This window comes from Arthrobacter sp. TMN-50 (assembly GCF_054511125.1).
The window spans coordinates 237593-261255 of the sequence record NZ_JBTNDG010000001.1 but is presented as its reverse complement, the minus strand read 5'-3'; the positions used below and the strand labels follow the sequence as shown (position 1 = coordinate 261255).

Genomic DNA, 23663 nt, shown 5'->3' with positions numbered 1-23663 from the left:
GTATGAAACCGCGATTGTTCGCTGCAGCTGATCCTGCGAGCGGGCTGCCCGCTCCAACTGCGCCGCGACTCAGCGCTGGGCAGCGCAGGGTGGTTGAGCTCGGGGCGGGCAGTGGACCGGTGCTGGTACTGGGCGGTCCCGGCACCGGCAAGTCAACCGTGTTGATTGAGGCAGCGGTGCGGCGGATCAACGAGGAAGGCCTTGATCCATCCGCCGTACTGGTGCTGGCTCCATCGCGGCTCGGCGCAGCCCGGCTCCGTGACGCCCTGACCACCCGGTTGAACCGTAGCCTCAGTGCCGCGCCGGCACGGACCTGGGCGTCCTACGCGTTCGACCTGATCCGCAGGGCACGGATCGAGGGTCGGATGCCCGAGCTGATCCGCAGTCCCCGGCTGCTCTCCGGGGCGGAACAGGACCTGATCATCAAGGAACTCCTGGACGGGCACAACCGGCCCGGCGCGACACCGCTCGGCTGGCCCGAGGGGCTAAGCCTTGCCCTGGGGACCCGGGGTTTTCGGCAGGAGGTGCGGGAGCTCTTCGACCGCGTCAGCGAGTACGGAATGCCACCCGCCGAGCTGGCCGAGCTGGGGGCGCGCTTCGACCGTCCCGACTGGACCGCCGGCGCACAGCTATATCAGGAGTACCGTGATGTGCTGGATCTGCGGATGCCCGAGGCCTTCGACCCGGCGGGAGTCCTGACTGCCGCCAGACACCTCCTGGAGTTTGATGAGGAGTTTCTGGCTCAGGAGCGGTCCCGGTTGCAGTTGATCCTGGTGGATGACTATCAGGAATCCAATGCGGCGGTCCATGCTCTACTCACCCTGCTGGGCAGGGACAGGGACGTGTTGGTAGCGTCCTGCCCGGACACCGTGGTGCATGGTTTCCGGGGCGCCCGCCCCGAGCTCACGGGCCGGCTGGAGCGAGAGCTCGCCGTCACCACGGAGCTGCAGACGGTTGCACTGACCGACTCGTACCGGCTATCCGGACCCCTGGCGGATGCCTGGCAGAACGTTGCCTCGCGAATCTCGGTGGTCGGAGGTGCACCGGTATACCGGGCCCTTGCACCACCCGAGCATGAACCAGATCCCCAGCCGCGGGCGGGCGTCGTCTCAGCGCATCTGGTCGACTCCTCGTTCCATGAGCTGCGCTATGTTGCACAGCGCGTCCTGGAAGCACAACTTTTCGGTGGACGGAGCCTTGCCGATATCGCAGTAATTGTGCGGACTGGTGCCCAGGTGGCTGAGTTGCAGCGGTACCTGACAGGCCAGGGCATTGCCGTCAATGTTCCGGTGGCCGAACGGGCCATCCGGGATGAACCAGCGGTGAGGCCCCTGCTGGATATCTTCGGGGTGGTCCTGGGCCAGCTCGACCTCGACGCCGGATTGGCTGTATCGCTACTGTCATCGCGGATGGGAGGCGCGGGAACGCTTGAGCTCCGACGCCTGCGTCAGGGTCTCCGGCAGGCGGAACTGGCCGCCGGACGCGGGCGTACCAGCGACGAACTGCTGGTGGAGGCGCTCACCGACCCGTCACCAATCGGAGCTGGGATGCAGGGCGGCACCGCGGCGCGCCGGATAGCCCGGATGATCTCAGCGGGAGAGTCGGCGCTGGCGGCACCGGGGGCCAACCCCGAGACGGTGTTGTGGGCGCTCTGGGAAGCCTCGGGATGGTCCACTAAATGGGCCGACTCGGCCGTCGCCGACGGCGCATCATCGGTTCGGGCGGACCGGGATCTCGATGCGGTGGTCGCCCTGTTCCAGACCGCCGAGAGGTTTGTCGACCAGGTGCCGGGGGCGCCGCCGGCCCGGTTCCTCGAGTACCTGACCAATCAGGAACTTCCCATGGATACCCTGGCGCCGCGGGCCCAGCACCAGGAGTCGGTGGCGTTGCTGACCCCGGCCAGTGCCTCCGGCCGTCAATGGCCCGTGGTCATTGTGGCAGGGATCCAGGAGGGAATCTGGCCAAACCTGCGTCTCCGTGGGGAGCTGCTGGGATCAAGTGAATTAACGGCCTTGATGGACCACGGCACAGATTTCCGGCGCCATCGTGACCCCCTGATCCTGATGCAGGACATCCGCTTCGATGAATTGAGAAGTTTTTCGGTAGCAGTGTCGCGGGCGGGCGAAGAACTCATTTGCTGCGCCGTCGCGTCGGATGAGGCCCAGCCATCACCGTTCCTCGACCTGGTGGATCCCCTGCCGCCGGGGCAGCTGGAACGCGTGCGTACCGAGGTGCAACGGCCGCTGACGCTTCGGGCGCTAGTGGCTGAGCTCAGGAAGTACGCTCAGCAGTCGGCTACGTTCCCCGAACTCTCACGCGAGGCGACCCGTCACCTGGGGGCCATGGTCAATCACTCGCCCGAGGTGCCGGGGGCGCACCCGCGGGGCTGGTGGGGTCTCCATGAGCTGTCTTCCAGTGCACCTGTAGTGCCACCGGAGCAGCCCATTCCGGTATCGCCGTCGAAGGTCGACGCCGTCCTGAAATCACCCTTGAACTGGTTTGTCTCAGCGGTGGGCGGTGAACCCACCACGGACTTCGCCCGCTCGCTGGGTACGCTCGTGCATGGCATTGCCCAGGACCTCCCCGATGCCACCGGAAGCCAGTACGTCGAAGAGCTGCAACGGCGCTGGCCCTCGCTGGGGATGAAGGACAACTGGGAAGGACTGATTGATTTCCAGCGCGCGGAACAGATGGTCCGAAAACTGGCCGGATACGTTATTTCCATGCGACAGGACGGACGGTCGCTACTCGGCACCGAGGTCGACTTCGAGGTTGAGCTTGAGGTGCCAGTGGGGGAGGGCTCACGGGTGGCACGGCTACGGGGACAAATTGACCGGTTGGAAATAGACGGCGAAGGCCGGCTGGTCATTGTCGACCTCAAGACCGGCAAATCCTCGCCGCCCCTGGCAGACCTCGATCGACATCCGCAACTGGCGGCCTACCAGGTGGCAGTGACGGAGGGCGCCCTGACCGATGGGGAGCCCACGGGATCAGGCGGAGCCGCACTGGTGCAGCTCGGGACCACCCGAAAAGAAGCAGGAGTCCAGCAACAACCACCCCTTGCCGCCGCCGACCGGTGGGCGCGGGACATGATTGAGGAGGCGGCTCGCCTGATGTCCGCAGCACAGTTCGATACAGTCCACGATCCGAAGCGCTCCGGACACGCCGGATCAGGATGCCGGCTCCCGGAGATCTGTCCGCTGTGCCCAGAAGGCCGGCAGGTGACCGAATGACCACCACCACCGAATCCGGTACGGCAGGAGCAGCCCAGATCGCGGGGCCGCCAGCCCCACGGTACTCCGCCCGCGAGCTCGCCGAGCTGCTGCACGGGGACCCAGCGACTCCGGTCCAATACCCGACCCCGGACCAGATCACCATCATTGAGGCTCCGCTGGAGCCATTACTGGTGATTGCGGGCGCTGGGTCGGGAAAAACCAAGACCATGGCCGATCGGGTGGTCTGGCTGGTGGCCAACGCCCTGGTCCGGCCGGAGCAGATTCTGGGGGTGACGTTCACCAGGAAAGCGGCAGGGGAGCTGTCCACCCGGATCCATCAGCAACTCGCTGCGCTGTACCCGGCGCTGGCGGCGGCAGGACACGAGGAAGACGCTGGCGGCAGGCTTGACCCGAGCGTATCCACCTATCACTCCTACGCGAACGCCATCGTGCAGGACTATGGATTGCGGATCGGCGTCGAGCGCGACTCCGTGCTGCTGGGGGCCGCCCAGGCCTGGCAACTATCCAGCACGGTCGTTGAGGCGTACGAGGGCGAGTGGGAGCACTTCAGTGCTGCAAAGTCCACCCTGGTGAAGGCTGTTCTGACGATGGCCGGGGAGTGTGCCGAACACCTGGTGACCCCGGGGGAAGTACGGGCGGTACTGAGAGAACACATTTCGGCAGTCAGCGCCCTGGAATACGCTGCGGGGACATCCCGCCGTCCGGCGCAGTCGGTGGCCAAGATGCTGGACAAACTACGCACCCGCATCACCATCACGGAGCTGGTTGAACACTATTCCGACGCCAAACACTCCCGGCGGCAGCTCGACTTCGGCGATCTCGTTGCGCTCGCAGCAAGGATCGTCACCGACGTGCCCGAAGCGGTTGAGCTGGAGCGCCAGAAATACCGGGTGGTCCTCCTCGACGAGTTTCAGGACACCTCCTTCGCCCAGATGGTGCTGTTCTCGAAGCTGTTCGGCGATGGTCGGGCAGTTACCGCGGTGGGGGACCCGCACCAGTCGATCTACGGATTCCGGGGAGCGTCAGCCGGGCAGCTCGGCACGTTCCGCACCACGTTCCCCCTGACACTCGAGGAAGGCTTGCGACCGTCGCCGGTGGCTAATCTGTCTATTGCCTGGCGGAACGGCACCAGCATCCTCGCCGCAGCCAACGCCGTCGCCGCGGAGCTGAACCGGCCGCCGGGCTGGTTACGGACCACCGACCTGGTCGTTCCACCGCTTGAGCCCAAACCCCGGGCCGGGGTGGGCGAGGTCTATCTTGGGCGCTTCCTCAGCGAAGCAACGGTCAGTAGAGACGGTGGGACCGTCCCGGGTGAGGCAGCTATCCTGGCGGATCAGGTGGAGCAGCACCGGCGGCGCGGCTTCGAGCGGGGCTCGGAAGGCAGGCGGCTCAAACCGACCGTGGCAGTGCTGTGTCGGGGGAGACGACAATTTGAATCCATTCGCAGGGAGCTCGAACAGCGGGGTGTTCCGGTGCAGATCGTCGGTCTCGGCGGCCTGCTCAGGACCCCCGAGATTGTTGAACTGCTGGCCGTGTTGAGAGTGCTCGGGGACCCGGACCGGTCCGATTCCCTGCTGCGTCTGCTTGCTGGCGCCCGGTGGCGGATTGGTCCGGCGGACATCATGGCACTGGGCGACTGGTCGCGGCACCTGGCCCAACGCCGGGCGTGGCTGGCATCCGGCAGAGAGACGGAACCCGGATCAGAGTCCGGATCAGTCCTGGGTCCCGGCTTGGGTCCAGAGCAGCCGCTGGACACCGACCTGGCCGCCCCGGCGGCGATCGTGCCTGACACAGTGGAGCCTGACACAGTAGAGTCGGGCAGTCTGGTCGAGGCGGTTGACCAGCTTCCGCCTCCGGACTGGAGGTCCAGGAGCGGTCGTCAGCTCAGTGCTGAAGGACGGGCCCGGTTGTTGCAACTCCGGGATGAGCTGCGGGGGCTCAGGGATTTCGTCGGCGATGACCTCACCACGCTGATCAATGAGGTGGAACGCAGGATTCTTCTTGACATCGAGGTGGCAGCCAAACCCCAGGTCGGCATTCACGAGGCCAGGCGAAACCTGGACGCGTTTGTGGATGCCGTAGCCGGGTTCAGCTCCACCGCCGAACGCGTGGATCTAGCCGCGTTCCTGGCATGGCTTGAGGCAGCGGACAATGAGGAGGATGGGCTCCCGGTGACCGCGCTGGAAACCAATCGCGACGCCGTGCAACTCCTGACCGTGCATGCGGCAAAGGGGTTGGAATGGGACATTGTGGCTGTCCCCGGACTCAACGAAGGGGCCTTCCCCAGCGGGTCCGACTCCCGATGGAGCAGCGGCGACTCGGCCATCCCCTGGAACCTGCGCGGCGATGCCGGCGAACTCCCCCACTGGGACTGGGAGCAGCCGGATCAGGTCTCCTGGATTGCCAGCGAGAAGACATTTACCTCGGAGGCCCGCTACCACGCGGAGCGGGAGGAACGCCGTCTCGCCTACGTCGCGTTCACCCGTGCCAAACACGTGCTGGTGTGCACCTCAGCGGCCTGGGGCGGTGGCCGAACCAAGCCGACTCCGCCATCGACCTACCTGACCGAGCTGAGGGAACTCGCTGAGCACCACGAGCCGGGCTTTACCGTCCTGCAGTGGCTGCCCGAGGAAGGCGAAGGGGACACCAACCCGGCTAACGCCGTCGAAGCCCGGGCGGCCTGGCCTGTTGACCCGCTGCGCGACCGCCGCACCGGTATCGAGTCAGCCGCCGCGGCGGTCCTCCTTGCGGCAGCGAGCCTCGGCACCGAGTCCGACGCCCAGGATCCCGATGCGGCGCCCGTCCGGCGCGGACGGTGGGATGAGGAGACGCGACTGGCGCTGGCACGGCATTCGCGGCGCGTGGAGAACCCGAAGGTGGAGCTTCCCGCCCACATCTCGGCTTCCCTCCTTGTTGAGCTCTCCGACGATCCCGCCGCCGTGGCACGTCAGCTCCGCCGACCGGTGCCGCGGCGCCCCGGAATGGCGGCCCGCCGTGGCACAGCTTTCCACTCGTGGATCGAGGAGTTCTACGGCACCAGCGGGATGCTGGATCTGGGCGAGACTCCCGGGGCCGACTCCCATATTGACGAGGCCCTCGACCTCGAGAGCATGATTGACACCTTCAAAGGGTCGGTCTGGGCGCACCGTGTTCCAGTGGAGCTGGAAGTACCCATCGAAACGCGGGTGGGTGCCCTGGTGGTGCGTGGCCGCATCGATGCCGTATTCAGGGATGACGACGGCCGGTGGGAACTGGTCGACTGGAAGACCGGCACACCACCGTCGCGCCACAAACTCGCTGTGCGGTCGGTCCAGCTTGCCGTCTACCGGCTAGCCTGGGCCCGGTTGAAGGACGTTCCACTGGACTCGGTCCAGGCTGCGTTCTACTATGCCAGCACCGACACCGTGATCCGGCCGCACAATCTGGCCACCGAGGCCGGGCTGGAGGAGATCATCAGGAGGGCGACGGCTTAAGCGGAGGATCGCCGGTGAGCCGGTCCCGCGCCTAGCTGGACTTGATGATGGGCAGCGAAGACGTCTCGGCGTCGTCGGTGGCCGGTTCGCTGACGGCTTCCTCGGGGGCGTCGTCGTCAGCTTCGGCGTGGGCAGCCTGGTACTCGGCAGCCGCTGCCTCTTCGGCCTGCAGATCCCGGTCGAGTGAAGCCATCATGTCCTCGGCTTCGGCGATCATCTCGGCGTTGTCCATTGCCACGCCCCGCACCAGCCACTGCGCCAGGGCGAACTCGGCGGCTAACGCTGCACGGCGCATGAGGTGCGGGTCGGCGGCCTCGGCCCGCGCCAGGACGTAGGCCTTGTGGACGTCGTCGGCGAACCTCGGGTTGGTAGCGGCCAACAGCCACGCGAAGTCGTCGGCAGGGTCGCCCACCCGAAGGTCGGTCCAACCAGTGACGGCGGTGACCCGTCCGGCTGAGATCAGCAGGCTGTCTTCGTGAAGGTCTCCGTGGACCACCGTCGGATGGAACCGCCACAGGGTGACATCTTCCAACGCATGCTCCCACCGCCGCAGGAGGTGCGCGGGGATCCGGCCCGTGATGGCAGCCTGATCCAATTCGTTTAGTTTGCGCTGCCTGAACTCGTTCGCTTCGTAACTGGGCAGGTCAGCGTTGTGGACCAGAAGCGGCGGCAGTTCGTGAATGGCGGCAAGCATTTTGCCTAGTTCTGTTGCCAGTCCGCTGCCACCGGCGGCGAGGTCATCCAGCTCGCGCGGCGAGCCTGCAAGATGGGCGTAAACAAAAGTGCACAGCTCGCCCTGACGCAGCGTTCCGGCGATGTGGGGCACCAAGAAAGGCAACTCTGCCCTGATTGCCGGGGTGAACGCCTTCAAGGCTTGCAGCTCGGTTTCGAGTCGCAGCGACGCATCGGGGTGTTTGGGGGACCGCACGCGCCACTGCTTCCCTGAGTCATCGACCAGCAGCGCCGATTCAAAGTCAGCGGCATCATCAGGGACGCCCGCCACCCCGGTAGGGGTGAGCCCGGGTACGGCGGCGCTGGCAATCGCGGCGAGTTCCATGGGTGTCCGTTTCACATCCTCAACGGTAGGGCTGTCCTTCCCAGAATGGGCCGTTGCCGGTCGGCGAGTCGCCAGAAGCTGCCGTCTGGCCCCCCTAAACGGGAGCTGAAATGTGTTTTGGGGGAGCGAGAACGTACCGTAGAACCATGAGTGAAACCCTACGGATTCCGGCCTGTCAGTCGTTCGGGTCCCTGCCCATGGCGCGGGTGGCGCTGGACCGGGGAGGGGCCCTGCGCTCCAGCCCAGAGCTCCTAGATGAGCTGTGGGGGACTCCGACGACGCGTGTGATGTTCATCGCCCACGGGCGGTCCCCAATTATCGATGGTTCACTGCTGCTCGTCGATTCGGCCACGATCGATCGTCCGGAGACACCCATCTATCTCGGAAAGACGCTCGCCGACGATCCTGACCATGCTGGCGTTCCCGCCGGCAGCCATATTTTCCTGGCAATCCTGGACGCTGTGGACACGGCGATCCGTGTGGACGAGGCCTGGCTGGGGCTCCGTGACGCGGCGACAGCTCTTTCGGACCGGGACGCTGGCATTTTCGTCCAGGCCGCCGCCGTCGCCAACTGGCACGCCAAGCACACGTATTGCCCCCGGTGCGGGACCCTGACCGAGGTTGTCGAGGGAGGCTGGGTCCGTAGATGTCCCGCCGACGGATCCGACCACTACCCCCGGACCGATCCGGCCATCATCGTGGCGGTGGTTGACGACGACGACCGGCTCCTCCTGGGATCGGCGGCCGCATGGCCCGAGGGCCGGTTCTCCACCCTCGCCGGTTTCGTTGAACCCGGCGAATCACTTGAGGCGGCTGTGATCCGCGAAGTCGCCGAAGAATCGGGGATCGATGTTCACTCGCCGCAATACCTCGGCTCGCAGCCGTGGCCGTTCCCCGCGTCTCTAATGCTTGGGTTCATTGCCACCGCCGTGAACACCAATCAGGTTCCCGACGGCGTGGAAATCCTGGACGTGAGGTGGTTCACCCGTGCTGAGCTTGCCGCCGCGGTGCGGGACGGTGAGATCACAGTCCCCACCGGAGCATCGGTGTCCCGGGCCCTGATCGAGCACTGGTATGGCGGGCCGCTCGACGTGGCACCCGCGGAGGGCCGGCCATAGGAATGGAAACAACGCTCGAAGAAAGGATCCTGGCAGGCCTCGACGACGAACAGCGCACTGTCGCCTCCACCCTGACCGGACCACTGTGCGTGCTGGCCGGCGCGGGGACCGGCAAGACCAGGGCCATTACCCACCGGATCGCCTACGGCGTCCACACGGGTGTCTACAAACCGCAGCAGGTACTTGCTGTCACCTTCACGGCCCGCGCCGCCGCCGAGATGCGTACCCGGCTTCGTGATCTGTCCGCCCAGGGCGTCCAGGCGCGCACCTTCCACGCAGCAGCGCTGCGGCAGTTGCAGTACTTCTGGCCGCAAGCCGTGGGTGGACCCCTTCCAGCTCTCGTGGATCACAAGGCCCAGCTCATCGCTGAGGCGTCGAGACGGCTGCGCCTGTCGACCGACCGGGCAGCCATCAGGGATGTCGCCGCCGAGATTGAATGGGCGAAGGTGTCGATGCTCACCCCGGAGCGGTACACCGCGGCAGCGGCCGGCCGGGCGGAACCCGCCGGAATGGACCTCACCACTGTGGCCCGCATCTTCGCCGGCTACGAGGATCTGAAGCTTGACCGCAACGTCATTGACTTCGAGGACGTACTACTGATCACCGTGGGCATTCTGCAGGAAGACGAAAAAGTCGCTGCCACGGTGCGAGCCCAGTACCGCCACTTTGTCGTCGATGAGTACCAGGATGTTTCGCCGTTGCAGCAGCGGTTACTGGACCTGTGGCTGGGGGATCGGAACGAACTGTGCGTCGTGGGTGACGCCAGCCAGACGATCTATTCGTTTACCGGAGCCACCTCGCGGCACCTGCTCGACTTCACCGGCCGCTACGAAGGCGCCCAGGTGGTCCGCCTGGTCCGCGACTACCGATCAACGCCGCAGGTGGTCCGACTCGCCAATAACCTGCTCGCCGCCCGAACCGCCGAGACCGGCCGTCACCCCGGCTCGACGAGCTGGTCGACCCCGCTGGAACTGATCGCGCAGCGCCCCACCGGCCCGGAACCGTCATTTACCGAGTGCAGCGACGATGAAGCTGAGGCGGCCGAGGCGGCACGACGGATCACTCAGCTGCTGGACCACGGGGTGCTGGCCAGCGAGATTGCCATCCTTTACCGCACTAATGGTCAGTCGGCGGCCTATGAGCAGGCTCTGGCCAGTGCGGGGATTGGATATCAGCTCCGAGGCGGTGAACGGTTCTTCACCCGGCGCGAGGTGAGGGATTCGCTGCTTCAGTTGCGGGCCGGGGCCCGGGCAGCCGGCTCCGACGATGTCCCCCAGTTGGTACGGGACATCCTGGCGAGCCTTGGGTACACCCCGGTCGCACCCGGCAGTTCCGGTGCCGTCCGGGAAAAGTGGGAATCCCTCGCCGCCCTGGTCGCCCTGGCCGATGAGTTGAGCGCTTCCCGGGCAGCCGACGGATTCACCCTGCAGGATTTCGTGGCAGAACTTGAGGAGCGGGCCGCCGCCCAGCACGCACCAACGGTGCAGGGCGTTACCCTCGCCTCACTCCACGCGGCCAAGGGGCTCGAATGGGATGCTGTGTTCCTGGTGGGGCTCAGCGAAGGGCTAATGCCGATCTCGTTCGCTGACACGCCCGAGGCTGTCGATGAGGAACGCAGGCTCCTCTATGTCGGCATCACCCGGGCGCGGGAGCATCTTGCGCTGTCGTGGTCCACGGCGCGCACCCCGGGGGGGAGGGCCAGCCGCAAGCCGACCCGGTTCCTCGACGGTCTGCGCCCGGCGGCCGACGGCGACCGGGCCTTCAGGAGCCCGAAGGTCCGGCAGGGCCGTAAGGTGTCGGCTCCGTCCACCTGCCGGGTGTGCGGGAAAGTCCTGGGTTCCGGGTCCGAGCGCAAGATTGGGCGCTGCGCCGACTGCCCGGCGACGTACCAGGAAGCCACTTTTGAGGCGCTGCGGGAGTGGCGTTTGGAACAAGCCCGGGAAAATGACGTGCCCGCGTTCGTCGTGTTCACCGACGCCACCCTCGTGGCGATCGCTGAAGCGCGACCCACCACTATCGAGCAGCTGGGCGGGCTGGCTGGCATTGGTCCGTCGAAACTTGAGAAGTATGGCGAATCGGTCCTGTCGATCATCGCCGGCAGTGAATAGCTGAAGGGAGAGCCCCGAGATGATCGAACCCGCCAGGAGTAATCAGGCCATCGGCGCCCCTGGACTGCTCGGCGCCGATCCACCGGTCGAGGTCAGACGATCCGCCAGGCGCAGGCGGACCGTGAGCGCGGACCTGCGCGATGGCGTCGTCGTCGTCTCCATCCCAGCCCACTTCACAGCGGCACAGGAACGGGACTGGGTGCACCGCATGGTCACCAAGCTCCAGTCCAAGTACCAGCAGGCGGCCCGCCGGGCAAACGGTCCGGGAGACGCCGGGCCGGTCGACGGGCTCCTGCAGCGTGCCACCACCCTTTCCCAGGATTACCTGGCCGGACGGGGACAGCCGGTGAGCATCGGCTGGGTCACCAACCAAAACTCCCGCTGGGCCTCGGCAACGCCGTCGCGCAGGACCATCCGGCTGTCACACAAGCTGCAGGGCATGCCCGACTGGGTGGTGAATTACGTTATTCTGCACGAGATGGCACACCTGATCGAGCCGTCGCACAACCGTTCGTTCTGGCGGCTGCTGGAGTCGTACCCGCAGACGGAGTCGGCCAAATCGTTCCTCGCCGGGGTGGCGTTCGCGGCCAACCATGGACTGGCTGGCCGCGACCTGACTTGAGCAGCGGACCACCAGCTAGCGGCGGCGCTGGTCAGTGGTGAGCCAGTAGTTGCTGAACCCGGCGTCGTTGGGGTCAATGTTCGTGCCGGGCGGAACAATCTCGTCGATCCGGTCCAGTGTCGCCTCGTCCAGCTCAAGGGAAGCAGCGCCGAGCTGTGATTCAAGTTGTTCCATCGTGCGCGGCCCAATGATGGCGCTGGTAACCCCTGGATGGCGGAGTACGAAAGCCAATGCAAGGTGGACCAGCGGTACCCCGAGGTCGTCCGCCAGCCTGCCCAGCTGGTCGGCTGCCTCAAGTTTGGCTGCGGTTGCCGGGTCCGTCAGATCAAACGGTTCCTTGTCCGACCCTCGCCGCGTGGCCGGAAGATCCTGACCTTTCCGGTACTTACCGCTCAGCCACCCACCCGCGAGCGGGCTCCAGACCAGGGTGCCCATTGAGTGTCGGTGGGTGGTGGGCAGCAGATCCGCCTCGACCCCGCGCGCGAGCAGCGAGTACGGCGGCTGCTCGGTGACGAAACGCGCCGTATGGTACTGCCGGGCTGCCCACTGGGCCTCCACCACCTGGGAGGGCTGGAAAGTTGAGGACCCGATATAGCGCACCTTCCCCTGGCGCACCAGGTCATCGAGGGCACCCAGTGTTTCGTCGATGTCAGTGTGCTCATCTGGGCGGTGCATCTGGTATAGGTCGATGTAATCAGTGCCCAGCCGCCGTAGTGAGTCCTCGACTGCGCGCATAATCCACTGCCGGGACCCGCCGCGATAGTTGGGCTGCTCCTTCATGCCATTGAAAAACTTGGTCGCGATCACCAGGTCCTCACGTCGGCCATGCTCGGCGATCGCCTTGCCGAGAATCTCCTCGGATTCACCAAACGCGTAGATGTCTGCGCTGTCGATGAAGTTGATACCCGCATCGATGGCACGACGGATAATCCGGATGGAGTCCTGGTGGTCCTTGTTGCCCCAGTCGCCGAACATCATGGTGCCAAGGCAAAGACGGCTGACCTCGACCCCGGTCCGGCCGAGGTGGGTGGTGGGCTGGGAAGTGCTCGGTTCAACCATGGGGTTTGCTGCTTCCTGGGTCGGGGTCGTCAGTGGGTGGGTCGCCCTCGGCCGGGGTCCCGTCGGCTTCGGGAACCTCATCGAACCCGCCGTCCAGCAACCGCTGCAGTGCCGCATCAACTTCGGACTCCGAGGACTCAGCGAGCTGGCGACGCTGGCTGAACCCCTGAGGATCGTCGAGGTCCTCGGCGGTTGGCAGCAGGTCAGGGTGTTCCCACACGGCGTCGCGTCCCTCGATGCCCCGCTCGGCCCCCAGATGGGCCCACAATGCGGCGGCGTCGCGTAGGCGACGGGGCCGCAACTCCAACCCGACGAGGGAAGCGAAGGCGTGTTCGGCTGGGCCGCCGGTGGCGCGCCGCCGTCGGACCATTTCCCGCAGCGCGGCCGATGACGGCAGGTTGGCAGTAGCGGCGGCGGTCAGCTCATCGACCCACCCCTCGACGAGGGCCAGTGCTGTTTCCAGTCGGATCAGCGCCGCGTCCTGCTCGGCGGTGCGGCCGGGCATGAACACTCCCGCGGAGAGCGCCGCCTGCATCGACTCCGGGTTGGAGGGGTCAATGTCACGCGCCACCTCCTCGATCTTGGACATGTCGATGTGGATGCCGCGTGCATAGCTGTCGACTGCACTCAGCAGGTGGCCCGCAAGCCACGGCACCTGGGTGAACAGCCGGGTGTGTGCTGCCTCCCGCACGGCGAGGAACAGCCTGACTTCCTGCACGGGGATGTCCAGGCCTTCGCCGAACGCCGTCACATTTGCGGGGAGGAGGGCCATCTGACCCTCAGCCAGAGGTAGGCCGATATCGGTGGAACTCACCACATCCTTCGACAGCGCGCCCACCGCCTGGCCCAGCTGCATGCCGAACATGGCACCGCCAAGATTCTGCAACATCGACGACGCGCCGCCCATCATGGTCTTCATTTCCACGGGCAACTGCTCAGTGATGGCATCGGATAACGCCTTCGCTATGCTCACCGCCACGGGCTCGGTGAGCCGCTTCCAGGTGTCCATGGTTGCTTCGACCCATTCGGCCCGGGACCATGCGCGGCCAAGAGTGCTGGTGGAGGGGAAGTCCGTGACCGGGTCAAGCCACATCTCGGCAAGCCTGAGGGCCTCGTCGACGTCACGGCGCTGCTGCGGGGTGACCGATGGGTCGCTGTCGGCAGCGGCGACCCGGCGGGCGTGCTCATGGGCGAGTTGCCAGTTCACTGGACCTTCGCTCTGGGCCGCGAACATTGCCTGAACCTGCTGCATCATCATCGCCATCGCCTGCGGATCGGACGGAAGGCCAGCGGCCTTGGCCAGCTCCTGGGGGTCCATTCCCTGCGCGCCACCACCCATCAGGCGCGCCAGCATCTCGGAGAGGGGGTCCTTTGGGGTGTTGCCGTCATCGTTCGACGGATCTGACGGGTTGGAGGTCACTGCTACCACCGGTCCTGGAATTGGCTGCTGGGATGGGCTGCTGTCGTCACAAAAATTGGACTGCGCCGACAGCTGTTGAACAACTCGTGTTGGCACTTCCACGGTACCCGCCGTCCAGTGAGGATGTCCCGAACGCGCTGGACCGTTCGCTGAGGGCAAAGCGACAAGGCCATCCCCGATAGGTGCCGTCGGAGCCCTCAGGAAGTACGCTGGAGTAGCTCAACGGCGCGTGGCCCGGCGCAAACACAGCATTGCTACGCACCGGAGCGCCTGCGCAGTGTCTGACCAAGAGAAGGTTTCCAGTTGACCCAGCCCACCCCCGCCGATTTTTCGACGCCGCCCACCAGGACGAAACGGGACCCCCGTTTCACCGTGATGGTGGTGTCCGGCTTCCTGGCACTCTTGCTGGGCGCCGCGGCGGTCCTGCTGCCCGCTCCCTACGTGGTCGAGTCGCCGGGACCAACCTTCAATACGATTGGCGAGATCGATTCCCAGCCCCTCATCGAGGTGCAGGGGCGGCAGACCTTCCCCACGTCCGGCGACCTCGACCTCACCACCGTTTACGTCACTGGCGGTCCAGGGACCCAGCTCGGCATTTTCGACGTGTTCAGGGCATGGCTCAATCCAACCGAATCGGTGGTACCACGCGAGCTGCGCTATCCGCCCGAGGTCACCCAGGAAGACATTCAGGAGCAGAACGCTGTGGCTATGACCTCCTCGCAGGAAGCGGCGATTGCTGCAGCGCTGGCACACCTGGACATTGACTTCGACGAGGAACTCTCGGTCGCGGGCCTGGTCGACGACGCTGCCGCGGCAGGAATTCTCGAGGAGGGCGATGTGATCACCTCGGTGGATGGAACCGACGTCACCAACATTGGCGTCCTTAGGAACTCCCTGAACGCCGCGAACGGGGAACCGGTCGATATCGGGTTGGTGCGCGACGGCGGTGAGGTCACCGAAGCGGTGACGCCCAAGGAATCGCCGGACGGAGACTTTCAGCTCGGGGTGGGCCTGGTCGCGAACTTCACCTTCCCCTTCGAGATCACCATTGCGTTGGACAATGTGGGCGGGCCCTCGGCTGGATCCATGTTCGCCCTCGGGATCATCGATCTGCTGACCGAGGGCGAGCTCACCGGCGGCAAGCACTTTGCCGGGACCGGCACCATCGACTCGGCGGGCCAGGTGGGACCGATCGGTGGGATCAGGCAGAAACTTGCCGGCGCGCGGGAGTCGGGGGCCGAAGTGTTCCTTGCCCCGGCAGCCAACTGCGGCGAAGTAGTGGGCCACGTACCGGCCGGGCTCCGGGTGGTACGGGTGGAAACTCTCGACGACGCCGTGAACGCTGTTCGGACGATCGGTGCGGGCGACGACGCCTCAACCCTGCCCACGTGTGAAGCTGGCTAAATCAGCCCGAATATGTGGAGCCCCGCGCACCTCAGCGTCGAGTTTGGACACATTTTGATGTCGATCTGGCGTCTGGAGGCTCGCACTGGAACGAAATTGGGCTGCCCAGACGTGTTCAAGGCAGAATGGAAAGGCATGGAATAACCGTGTAGTGCTGCCCATTTGGGCGGTGTGATCACGGTTTCCGTGCTCCAACGGATCCAACGATGAGGTAAATGTGACTTCCGGACCAGACCGGCCGTTCGGCAGCAGGCCGAGCCAACCCAATTCCACCAGCGCAAGAAGACGTAGCCCGCTGATCCCGACGTTGGTGGTGCTGGCCATCCTGGTCATCGCTTTCGTATACGTCTCGCAGGTCTACGCGGATGTCCTCTGGTACAACCAGCTCGGATTCCTCGAAGTCTTCGTCACCGAGAACGTTTCACGTATCGGCTTGTTCGCCGCAGCATTCCTCCTCATGGGACTGAGCGTGTACTTCAGCCTGCGGCTCGCCTACCGGTCGCGGCCCATCTATGCTCCGGACAGCGCAGTCCAGGACAATCTGAACCGCTATCAGGCCCAGCTTGAGCCGATCCGCCGCCTGCTGATGCTAGGCATTCCCGTGGTGCTCGCAGCCTTCGCCGGTACCGCTGCCGCCTCCCAGTGGCAGACTGTGCTGTTGTTCTTCAACCAGGAACCATTCGGCGAGACGGACCCCGAGTTCGGTCTGGATATCGCCTTCTACGTCTTTACCCTGCCGTTCCTGACCTTCCTGATCGGTTTCCTGATCAGCGTGGTAATCATCAGCGCCATTGCCGGCCTCCTGACCCACTACCTCTACGGCGGTATCCGGCTCGAGGAAAAGGGGCTCTTCACTTCCAAGGCAGCCCGAATCCACATCGCGGTCCTCGCGGCGCTCTTCCTGCTGCTCCAGGGTGTGAACTATTGGTTGGACCGGTACGCCACCCTGACCGGCACCGGCGGACGTTGGGATGGAGCGCTGTACACCGACGTCAACGCGGTCATCCCCACCAAAGCGATTCTCGCCGCCGCAGCGATTATCGTCGCTGTCCTGTTCATCGTCTCGGCGGTGATCGGTCGCTGGCGGCTCCCGATCATTGGCACCGCCATGCTGGTTATCACGGCAATCCTCGCCGGCGGTGTATACCCCTGGGTGATCCAGCGTTTCCAGGTGGTGCCGTCCGAGTTCAGCAGGGAAGAACCGTTCATCGAACGCAATATCGATCAGACCCGCGCGGCGTACGGGCTGGACGAGGTTGAGGTAAGCCCCTACAACCCCACTGACATCCCTGAAACGGGTGCCCTCAACGAGGACGGCGAGACGACGGCCAACATCAGGTTGCTGGACCCGAACCTGGTCAGCGACGCGTTCAGCCAGCTCCAGCAGTTCCGCCAGTACTACCAGTTCCCCGAAACCCTTAACGTGGACCGGTATGAGATTGACGGCGAGATTGAAGACACGGTGATCGCCGTCCGCGAGCTGAACACGGCCGGTGTGCCGGAAGGCTGGATCAACGAGCACGTCCTGTACACGCACGGTTACGGCATCGTTGCCGCCGCCGGCTCGACTACGGAACCGGATGGGCGGCCGACCTTCATCCAGTCAGGGATCCCTTCAACAGGTTCCCTGGGTGACGAGTCCACATACGAACCGCGCATTTACTTCGGCGAGGAGTCCCCGCTCTACTCAGTGGTGGGAGCACCCGAGGGAGCGAACCCCATCGAGATTGACCGTCCGCAGAGCGAAGAATCCGATCAGCAGTCGCGCAGCACCTTCCAGGGCAGCGGTGGACCCGACGTCGGAAACATCTTCAACCGCTTGGTCTACGCGCTGAAGTTCCAGTCCACCGACCTCCTGTTGTCGGATCAGGTCAATAGCGAATCCCAGATCTTCTACGACCGGGACCCGGTGGAAAGGGTTGAGAAGGTTGCCCCCTACCTGACCCTGGACGGCAACAGCTACCCGGCGATTGTCGACGGCCGGGTCAAATGGATCATCGACGGTTACACGACCACCGCCGATTACCCCTACTCGACGCAGCAGGAACTGGCGTCGGCGACTCAGGATTCCCTGACTGCCGAAGGGCTTGCCACTCCGCTTCCCGCGGAGCAGGTGAACTACATCCGTAACGCCGTCAAGGCAACCGTTGACGCGTACGACGGCTCAGTCGACCTGTACGCGTGGGATGAGGAGGACCCGATTCTCAAGGCGTGGCAGAACATCTACCCGACGTCGCTGCAGCCATACAGCGAGATGTCTTCGGACCTGATGTCGCACGTCAGGTACCCGGAGGATCTCTTCAAGGTGCAGCGTGAACTGCTGGCCCGGTACCACGTGACCGAGACCGAGCCGTTCTACAGCAACAACGAAGCATGGAGCGTCCCGAACGACCCAACCCTTGAGGGCGACGACATCAGCGTTCCGCAGCCCCCGTACTACCTGTCGCTCCAGATGCCTGAACAGGAGGGTGCAAGCTTCTCGCTGACTACCCCGTTCATCCCGTTCGTGCCAGCGGGCCAGGAGGCACGGAACGTGTTGTACGGCTTCCTGGCCGCCGACGGCGACGCCGGCACCGGCGAGGACGGCGTCAAGGCTGACACCTACGGTACGTTGAGGCTGCTGGATTCGTCCGGCCAGGACTCGGCGGTCGGCCCCGGCCAGGCAGCCAACCTGTTCAACTCGGATACTACCGTCTCGCAGGAACTTAACCTCCTGCGCCAGGGTGCCTCTGAAGTGATCAGCGGTAACCTGCTGACACTGCCCATCGGTGGCGGCGTCGCCTACGTGCAGCCAGTGTATGTGCAGTCCTCCGGCGACTCCTCCTTCCCGGTCCTGCGGCGTGTGCTGGTGAGCTTTGGTGAGGAGGTTGGTTTCGCGCCGACCCTCGCCGAGGCGCTTGACCAGGTCTTTGGCGGCGACTCCGGCGCCGTCACGGGTGACAGTGACAACGTCGGCGAGACACCCGCTGATCCTGCTGCGCCTCCCGCTGAGGGTGAGCCAGCCGAGGGAGAGCCCACTGACACGCCCACCGAGGCACCCACGGAGCCGGCAACCGGTGGCACCGATGATCCGGCTGCGGATCTCCGGGCCGCCCTGGAGGATGCCAACACGGCCATCCTCGACGGCCAAGAGGCCCTCGCGGATGGCGACTTCGCAGCCTACGGCGAAGCTCAGGACCGCCTGAGTGACGCACTGGCTCGGGCCCTCGACGCCGAGGGACGACAGTCAGGGGCCGCTCCAGCCGGGGAATAGGGCAGCATTTAGCCGCCCGATTCCCACCGATTTGCACTATCCACCCCGGGGCCGTAACGTTGAGTCTACGCCGCGGGGTGGAGCAGTTCGGTAGCTCGCTGGGCTCATAACCCAGAGGTCACAGGTTCAAATCCTGTCCCCGCAACGAGAAGAAAATCCCGGCCAGTGTCAAACACTGGCCGGGATTTTTTATGCCCGGTGCGGCACCCGCTTTTGATCCGGGGTCAAAGCGTGCCCTCCTCAGCGGGCCCGCAGGTCCTGATAGGCGGAGAGCGCACGTTCACGGGTTTCGGCCAGGTCGACCACGGGGGAGGGGTAGCCTGCCGGGGCATCAGCGTCCTTCCACGGTTCGTGGATGTTGCCCGCGTCCCGGAGTTCCGGAACGAAGCGTTTGAGGTATTTTCCCTCTTTATCGAACTTTTTGCTTTGCGTCACGGGGTTGAAGATCCTGAAGTAGGGGGAGGCATCGGCACCCGATCCGGCGACCCATTGCCAGTTCGCTGGATTGCTGGCCGAGTCGGCATCCACCAGCGTGTCCCAGAACCATTGTTCACCCACGCGCCAGTCCACCATCAGGTTCTTGATGAGGAACGATGCTGTCGCCATCCGCACCCGGTTGTGCATCCACCCGGTGTCCCACAGTTGGCGCATCCCCGCGTCGACCAAGGGGTAGCCGGTGCGGCCCCGCTGCCAGGCACCCAGCTCGCCCGTTGTCGGGGTCTGCCAGGCGAACCCGTCAAAGTCCCGTCGGTAGTTTTCGGTCGCCAGATCGGGGTTGTGAAAGAGCAGTTGCCAGCAGAATTCCCGCCAGCCTATCTCCGAGCCAAAGACCCGAATATCGTTGGCGACCGATCCGTTGGTTGCCGACTTCGATGCGTGCCAGATCTGGAAAGGGCTGATCTCACCGAACCGCAGGTGGGGCGACAGTCGACTGGTGCCCTCCACCCCCGGTAGATCCCGATTTCTGGCGTATCCGTCCACTGACCCGTCGAGGAACCCGTCAAGCCGTTCCCAGGCACCCGCCTCGCCGGGATTCCACTGGTCCTGTAGTCCACCGGACCAGTCGGGGGTAGTCGGTAGCAGATCCCACGATACGAGGTCCTCCGACGGCAGGGTGGGGCCTGCCAGGCGGTCAGGGCCCGCCAGCGGAACCCGGGGTTCCGGCTGGTCCCGGCAGGCCCGCCAAAAGGGGGTGAACACCTTGTACGGTCCGCCGGCGCCGGTGGTGACCTGCCAGGGTTCGAACAGCAGGTTGGCCTGATAGCTGGTCGCCTCGACCCCGTTGTCTGCACACCATGATTTCACCGAGGCATCGATGGTACGTTCGGGGTAGGCATACCTGCGGTTCCACACCACCCGATCGGCGCCGGTCTCTGCCACGAGTCCGCGGATGACGTCTTCAGCCGGGCCCGAGCGCAGCACGAGCTGCCCGCCGAGCCCTTCGACGACGCTGGATAAGGCGGTGAGCGAATGGTGGAGCCACCACCGGGTTGCGCCCCCCAAAGGGCGGACGCCGGGGCTTTCCTCATCGAACACGAAGCAGATGATGAGGTCCTGGGTGTCGGCGTCGAGCGCTGCGGCCAGCGCTGGGTTGTCGCTGAGTCGAAGGTCGTCGCGGAGCCATACAAGTGTGGGTGCCATGGAGGCCAATCTACACAAGGCCTACACAAAACCGGCGCCACCCGAATGGGGTGACGCCGGTGTGCGGTCCTGCGACCCGGGCTGTTACTGGCCCGGCTGGTACTCGTCTGTGTCGCTTCCCTGCCCGATAGCCGACGGGGTCCGCCCGCTGGAACCGCCGGACTTCAGGGCTGCCAGGCGGGCTTCGACCTCGGTCTGCTCGCCCAGGTCCTCAAGGCTCTCGAACTGCGAATCGAGGCTTGAATTGGCCAGTTCGGTTTGACCCAGCACCCGTGCTTCCTCGCGGCGGATCTTTTCCTCGAATCGACCAACCTCGCTGGTGGGATCCATGAAGTCGATGCTCTTCACCGCATCGTGGACCTGCTGCTGGGCCTGAGCGGTACGAGACCGGGCAATCAGCTCGTCGCGCTTGCTGGTGAGCTCGTTCAGCTTGCCCTTCATCTGGTTGAGACCGGTCTTCAGCTTCTCAACGATCTCCTCCTGCGAGCCGATGGTGGGCTCCGCACCGCGGGCCTCGTTTTCGGAGGTCATCTGCCGCTGGATCGCGACCTTCGCCAGGTTGTCGAACTTCTCGGCGTCCACCGTGTCCCCGGCATTGCGGTACTCGTCGGCCTTCTTCGACGCGGCGAGAGCCTTGTTGCCCCAGGTGCGGGCGTTGTCCTGGTCTTCCTTGTAATCCTCCTGCAGCATTCGCAGGTTGCCGATGGTCTGAGCGACGGCGCTTTCAGCCTCGGCGATGCTGTTGGTGTAGTCGCGGACCATCTGGTCCAGCATTTTCTGCGGATCCTCTGCCTGATCCAGCAGGGAGTTGATGTTGGCCTTGGCCAGTTGGGTGATACGTCCAAAAATTGACTGTTTTACCATGGGGTTGCCTTTCGATTCGCGTATGTTCTGGGTCTGTCCTCACCCGCGCGGGTGAGAAAGTTGCTGGGATGCTGCGGACTAGAAGTCCCCGCCTCCACCGCCGAAGTCGCCGAAACCGCCGCCGCCGCCGCCGAAGCCGCCAAAACCGCCGCCGCCGAACATGTCGCCTCCGCCTCCGCCTCCGCCTCCGCCGCCGAAGAGTCCGCCGCCGCCACCGCCGCCGTTGAGGATACCGCCGAGCAGGATGCCGCCGAGGAGAGCGCCACCCATTCCGCCGCCCTGGTTGCCTCGGCCGCCGAACATGCCGCCACCACCGAAGCCGCCCATGCCGCCGCCGAAGCCGTCAACGTCCTGCTGGGCAATCTGCGCTGCCTGCTCAGCGAGAGCCGTCGCCTGCTGCGCGTGGGACAACGCTGCCACTGGGTCGTCCGTCTGGATCTGCAAGGCGTATTCAAGGTTTCGCTCTGCCTCGGCGAGCCGGGTACGCGCTTCGCTGCCAACACCGCCGCGACGTGCGCGGATGTAATCGGACGTGCCGGAAATCCTCGACTGGGCGGCCATGATGGCGTGCTGCAGAGCCTCACGGGCGCGCTGCGTTTGCTCGGTCTGGTTCCTGACGCCGCCGAGGGCGCTATCGAGCTGGGCGTGCGCCGCTTCGGTGCGTTGCAGGAGCGCGACGGGGTCAACCCTGCCACCCGACGATTCGGTCCGGACGGTGGTGAGGGCTGCCTCCGCCGAGGCCGCCGGGCCAGCGAGGTCCTGATGCTGGCCCGTGGCGAGCATGGCCTGCGCCTGGGCAAGATCCTGGGTTGTGTCGGCGACCGACCGGTCCAGTTCTTCCTTGGCCGCATCAAGTTCGGTGGCGCGTTTGCTGATTGCCTCGAGCAGCACCGCCGTTTGGTGGACGCTCTCCTCCGCCGCGCGGACGGCGATCACCGCTGACCCGGTGTCCCCGGCACCGAGGTGCTGTTGAGCTGAATCAGCTGCGCTGTCGACGAACTTCAGCCGCTCGGTGGCTTGCTCGACGTTGTCCTGTACCTGCGAGGTAGCCGAATCTGCATACTTCTGCTGCAACTGCAGCAATGTCCGCTCGGCGTCGGCCACGCGGGTCTTGACCCCCTGGGCTGAGGCCTGTGCGGCCGCCAGCGCGGCTGGGGCGTTGCGTTCCAACTCGCGGAGGGCGTCAAAATCTGCCTTGTGCTCCTGCAGGGAGCCGTTGACCGACTCACACCGGCGGATGATGTCGCCGAGCCAGGTGCGCTGCTGTTCCTCGGTGTCGGGGATGTGGTCATCGAGCTGCTGTTGCAACTTGAAGGATTCGCTCATGTGTCGCTTCGCTGCTGCGATGTCGTCAACGAAGGGCTGCACGGCTGCATCACCGTATTGAGCCTGAGCGAATCCGACTTCCTGTTCGCTGGACTTGATCGCGTCGTCGGCGGCAATCAGCAGGCTGCCGGCTTTCGTGCGCAGTTCCTCCACACTGAGAGCTGCCAGCGGGTCGAGTACCTCGCCGTCCGGTCCGCGGCCCGGACCGAAATCCTTCGATTCGGCCGGTCCGCTGGTGAGGGATTTCTGTCCGCGCGACCGGAGGAAGAAGAAACCCCCAATGCCTGCCAACGCCACCAGGGCGCCGACGAGGAGGACGGCACCGAAACCACTGCCCCCGCTGGTCGATGCGCCCTCGTTGCCGCCTCCACTACCACCCGACTCGCCGGACAGGATGTCGGCGACGGCGCCAGCGGCGGCAACACCCGCGCCCGCCCAATCACCGTCCCTAAGTTCGGGAAGGATGTCGGAGTTGAACCGTGGTTCCGTTTCGGGGCGTACGGGGCTTGACTCGCTGGCAAAGAACCGGGCTTGACCGTCCTCCACCGCCACTGTCAGGAGGACATCGGCATCGTTGAGCTCACTCACCGTTGCGGTTTCGGCGGTCCATTCATCCGGGTCGGCTGGGTCCGTGAACGTATCGACATAGGCCACGCGAAGCCGGTAGCCTTCGTCCTGCTCAAGTTGGGCGATGGCGTCCTCCACCTCGGCCAGGCCTGCCGCGTCGAGGACTCCGGCGTCGTCGATCACATTCTCAGCACCGAAGTCCAGTGGAGGTGCGGCGTACGCTCCGGGAAGTGTGGTTAGGGGCAGCAGCAGTGCGGCGCTGACGCCTATTGTTGCTGCGAGGCGCCTGGTGCTCGATCGCATTCAATACCCTTCAGAAGTTTCCCCGGAATTCCCGTTGACGTGGGTTGGCGGTCAACGGTCATGCCGTCTACGCGTTTACACGCCCATTTTGAAGTCTAGGGCGCACCAGTGGGGCAGTCCACCTACTCGCATCTGCCCCTAGCGAAATGTGCCGGCCGGGGCATGGATTTTTTGCGGGGATCGACGCACCCGAGGAGAATGGCTGAGGAGGC

The 23663-nt window shown here is 65.2% G+C and carries 13 protein-coding genes and 1 tRNA gene; 8 read left to right on the top strand and 6 right to left on the bottom strand.

Annotation, left to right across the window (positions count from 1 at the left end; translation table 11 throughout):
- The first annotated feature begins 2 nt into the window (after positions 1-2).
- On the top strand, positions 3-3233 hold the full coding sequence (locus ACX80A_RS01205; protein ID WP_459258340.1) for an ATP-dependent helicase: 3231 nt from the start codon (positions 3-5) through the stop codon (positions 3231-3233).
- Complete coding sequence (locus tag ACX80A_RS01200) at positions 3230-6709, top strand: ATP-dependent helicase (RefSeq protein ID WP_459257856.1); 3480 nt, start codon at positions 3230-3232, stop codon at positions 6707-6709. Before ACX80A_RS01205 ends, ACX80A_RS01200 begins: the two co-directional genes overlap by 4 nt.
- A gap of 31 nt (positions 6710-6740) precedes the next feature.
- On the opposite strand, the gene ACX80A_RS01195 is transcribed toward ACX80A_RS01200, so the two are convergent.
- Positions 6741-7781 carry a macrolide 2'-phosphotransferase gene (locus ACX80A_RS01195; RefSeq protein WP_459257854.1) on the bottom strand — a complete coding sequence of 347 codons (1041 nt, stop codon included), beginning with the start codon at positions 7779-7781 and terminating at the stop codon, positions 6741-6743.
- A 131-nt stretch (positions 7782-7912) separates the two neighbouring features.
- On the opposite strand from ACX80A_RS01195, the gene nudC reads away from it, so the two are divergent.
- From nudC to ACX80A_RS01180, 3 genes are read left to right on the top strand one after another with little or no spacing between them, the layout of a single operon-like run.
- A complete protein-coding gene (gene nudC / locus ACX80A_RS01190; RefSeq protein ID WP_459257853.1) occupies positions 7913-8884 on the top strand; it encodes an NAD(+) diphosphatase in 972 nt (323 codons plus the stop codon).
- A 2-nt stretch (positions 8885-8886) separates the two neighbouring features.
- Positions 8887-10992: an ATP-dependent DNA helicase UvrD2 gene (locus ACX80A_RS01185; RefSeq protein ID WP_459257851.1), complete on the top strand. Its 2106-nt coding sequence runs from the start codon at positions 8887-8889 to the stop codon at positions 10990-10992.
- Between the two features lie 19 nt (positions 10993-11011).
- The gene (locus tag ACX80A_RS01180; protein WP_459257850.1) at positions 11012-11614 is read left to right on the top strand and encodes a M48 metallopeptidase family protein; all 603 of its coding nucleotides are present in this window, start codon (positions 11012-11014) and stop codon (positions 11612-11614) included.
- Positions 11615-11629: 15 nt separating this feature from the next.
- On the opposite strand, the gene ACX80A_RS01175 is transcribed toward ACX80A_RS01180, so the two are convergent.
- Positions 11630-12673: an aldo/keto reductase gene (locus ACX80A_RS01175; RefSeq protein ID WP_459257849.1), complete on the bottom strand. Its 1044-nt coding sequence runs from the start codon at positions 12671-12673 to the stop codon at positions 11630-11632.
- A complete protein-coding gene (locus ACX80A_RS01170; protein ID WP_459257848.1) occupies positions 12666-14093 on the bottom strand; it encodes a zinc-dependent metalloprotease in 1428 nt (475 codons plus the stop codon). Before ACX80A_RS01170 ends, ACX80A_RS01175 begins: the two co-directional genes overlap by 8 nt.
- A gap of 303 nt (positions 14094-14396) precedes the next feature.
- Between ACX80A_RS01170 and ACX80A_RS01165 the strand changes: the two genes are divergently transcribed.
- The 3 genes from ACX80A_RS01165 to ACX80A_RS01155 all read left to right on the top strand — a co-directional run bounded on the left by ACX80A_RS01165 (position 14397) and on the right by ACX80A_RS01155 (position 18895).
- Positions 14397-15497, top strand: coding sequence for a YlbL family protein (locus ACX80A_RS01165; protein WP_459257847.1), 1101 nt, complete (start codon positions 14397-14399; stop codon positions 15495-15497).
- Positions 15498-15714: 217 nt separating this feature from the next.
- On the top strand, positions 15715-18750 hold the full coding sequence (locus tag ACX80A_RS01160; RefSeq protein ID WP_459257846.1) for a UPF0182 family membrane protein: 3036 nt from the start codon (positions 15715-15717) through the stop codon (positions 18748-18750).
- A 71-nt stretch (positions 18751-18821) separates the two neighbouring features.
- Positions 18822-18895: transfer RNA gene (locus ACX80A_RS01155), tRNA-Met, on the top strand.
- 95 nt (positions 18896-18990) lie between these two features.
- Here the strand turns inward: ACX80A_RS01155 and ACX80A_RS01150 are convergent.
- From ACX80A_RS01150 to ACX80A_RS01140, 3 genes are all read right to left on the bottom strand, one after another.
- Positions 18991-20391 (bottom strand): cryptochrome/photolyase family protein, encoded by a 1401-nt coding sequence (locus ACX80A_RS01150; protein WP_459257845.1) that lies wholly within the window; start codon positions 20389-20391, stop codon positions 18991-18993.
- An 84-nt stretch (positions 20392-20475) separates the two neighbouring features.
- A complete protein-coding gene (locus ACX80A_RS01145) occupies positions 20476-21255 on the bottom strand; it encodes a PspA/IM30 family protein (protein ID WP_459257844.1) in 780 nt (259 codons plus the stop codon).
- A gap of 78 nt (positions 21256-21333) precedes the next feature.
- On the bottom strand, positions 21334-23451 hold the full coding sequence (locus tag ACX80A_RS01140; RefSeq protein WP_459257843.1) for a TPM domain-containing protein: 2118 nt from the start codon (positions 23449-23451) through the stop codon (positions 21334-21336).
- Positions 23452-23663: the final 212 nt, after the last annotated feature.